Consider the following 2,552-nt stretch of genomic DNA (forward strand, 5'->3'; position numbering starts at 1 on the left):
GATCCACCGACTTGAACAACGTTGACGGTGTCGTCGATCTTGTGGCCGAGACCAAGCGTCCGTTCCGTCCGGTCGAGGGTGTAGACGATGCCGTTGCGGTCCGGGTGGGTGAAGAGTTTCCTCATCTTCCCGTCCTTGCCTTTCGGTCGGACAGCATCATCACGTTGACGCCGGCATAGTCCCACTCGTCGTGCGGGGTCTTCTGGTAGCCGAATTTCGCCTCGCCGGTGTCGGCGTCGCGGCCGAAGATCGTCATCGTCCACTTGTTGTCGCCGGGACGCATGGTCTCGTTCCACGGCGCCGGGTTCCAGTACGTGCCGGCCTCACCGGCCGCGACCTGCTGGTCCCACGACCAGGTCGCGGGCTCGGATTTGAACAGCCAGTACGCCATCGCTGAAGGTCCCGCGGACCGCCCGGCCGGGCGGCATGCCCCGCCATAGCCCAGCTTCGGCCTCCGGGAACAGGCCAGCGCCGCGTCCGTCGCGCTCGGCGCGCTCGGCGCGCTCGGCGCGCTCGGCGCACCGAGGGCCGGCGCATGAGACGTCGTTAAAGATCAGTAAAATCTCGCTTATCGAGGGATGCTGTTGGCTGAATATTAAATTCTGGATGCCAAACGTGGCATAAGAGCATCTCTTAATAATCTCCGGTTGCATACATGCTGTCACTGGTCGGCTGCTTCGCCGGAGAGCACAACTTCTGGCTGGTGGTCCTGGCGGCACTCGTCTGCACGCTGGCGAGTGCGACGGCGCTGGAACTCCTCATTCATGCCGGCCGGGCCGGAGGCCGCAACCGCTACATCTGGCTCACCGTGGCCGCCGCCGCCGGCGGGTCGGGGATCTGGGCGACGCATTTCCTGGCGATGCTCGCCTTCGAGCCCGGGCTGCCGTCGGGGTACGGCGTCGGGCTGACCCTCCTCTCCTACGTCGATGCCGTGGCGATCACCGGGCTCGGCTTCGCCCTAGCCACGACCGGCCGGAGGATCCAGGCGGCGCTCGGCGGCGCCGTGGTGGGGTGCGGCATCGCGGTGATGCACTATACCGGCATGGCCGCCTTTCAGGTGCCAGGACACCTTGTGTGGAATCCCGTCCCGGTCGTGATCTCGGTCGGGCTCGCAGCGGCGTTCGGCGCCGCCGCCCTGGTGGTCGGGCTGTCGGCCACCACGGTCCGGGGCCGGTTCGGCGGCGGCGCGCTGCTGATCCTGGCGATCTGCGGCCATCATTTCACCGGCATGGCCGCCGTGACCATCCTGCCGGACCCCACCGTGGAGATCCACGCGAGCGCCATCCGCACCGCCTGGCTCGCCGCCGCGGTGGCGGCGGCGAGCTTCCTGATCCTGCTGCTCGCCGGGGCTGCCCTGGTGCTCGACCTGCGGGACCGCAAGCGTGCCGAGTTCGAGCGTGAGCGGCTGCGCAGCCTCGCCAACGCGGCGGTGGAGGGTCTCGTCGTCTGCCGCGGCGGCGAGATCGTCAGCGCCAACGAGGCCTTCGCCCGGCTCGCCGGCACCGGGGCCTCCAACCTCGTGGGCACGAACCTGGCCCTGTACCTGCCGGGCGTCGCCACCGGGGCCGGAACGGTCGACCAGCCCCTCGAGGCCGACCTCGTCCCGGCGAGCGGCGGCACGATCCCCGTGGAGGTGATCATGCGTCCCGTCGCCGAGTACGGGCGCCTGCCGCACCACGCCGTGGCGGTGCGCGACCTGCGCGCCCGGCGCCGGGCCGAGAGCGAGATCCATTACCTCGCCCACCACGACGCGCTCACGGGGCTGGCCAACCGCACGAGCTTCCACGCGCGGCTGGAGCGGGAGATCCGCGCCGCGGACGTCCAGGGCGGCCGCCTCGCCGTGTTGTGCCTGGACCTCGACCGCTTCAAGGAGGTCAACGACCTGTTCGGACACGCGGCCGGCGACGCGATGCTGCGCGATCTCGCCCTCCGGGCCGGCGGCCTCCTCGACGCGAAACAGCTGATGGCCCGGCTGGGCGGCGACGAGTTCGCCATCCTGACGCCGCAGGCGGAGGGGTCCGCCGAGCGGCTGGCCGAGCGGATCCTGTCCACCCTGGCCGCGGTGCCGGCCGCCTCCGGCCCGGTGATCGCCACCAGCATCGGCATCGCGGTCTATCCCGACGACGCCGCGGACCAGCGTGCGCTCCTGAGCCACGCCGACGCCGCCCTGTACCGGGCCAAGAACGAGGGCCGCGGCACCTTTCGGCGCTACGACGCCAGCATGGGTGCGCAGATCCGCGACCGGCGGCAGCTGGAGCACGACCTGCGCCACGCGGTGACCCGGGGGGAGCTGGAGCTCGTCTATCAGCCGCAGAGCGAGATCGACACCGGCGCGGTGACGGGCTTCGAGGCGCTGCTGCGCTGGCGCCACCCCACCCGGGGCAGCATCCCCCCGGCCGTGTTCGTGCCGATCGCCGAGGAGACCGGGGCGATCCTGGAGATCGGGGCCTGGGTGCTGCGGGAGGCCTGCCGGGCGGCGGCCGGCTGGCCGAACCCTCTGGCGATCGCCGTCAACGTCTCGGCGGTGCAGCTCCACAACCCGCATTCGTCCA

The 2,552-nt window shown here is 70.8% G+C and carries 1 protein-coding gene and 1 pseudogene; one reads left to right on the plus strand and one right to left on the minus strand.

The genetic code is table 11. The annotated features are described in order from the left end of the window. Window positions 1-307: pseudogene (locus I53_RS30775) on the minus strand (PQQ-dependent dehydrogenase, methanol/ethanol family); the annotation flags it as partial. Between the two features lie 348 nt (window positions 308-655). Here I53_RS30775 and I53_RS01980 point away from each other — a divergent pair. After that, window positions 656-2,552: diguanylate cyclase domain-containing protein (locus I53_RS01980; RefSeq protein WP_043346085.1), on the plus strand; the 1,897-nt coding region annotated here is incomplete at its 3' end.

Source organism: Methylobacterium sp. B1, from assembly GCF_000333255.1.
GTDB classification, from domain to species: domain Bacteria; phylum Pseudomonadota; class Alphaproteobacteria; order Rhizobiales; family Beijerinckiaceae; genus Methylobacterium; species Methylobacterium fujisawaense.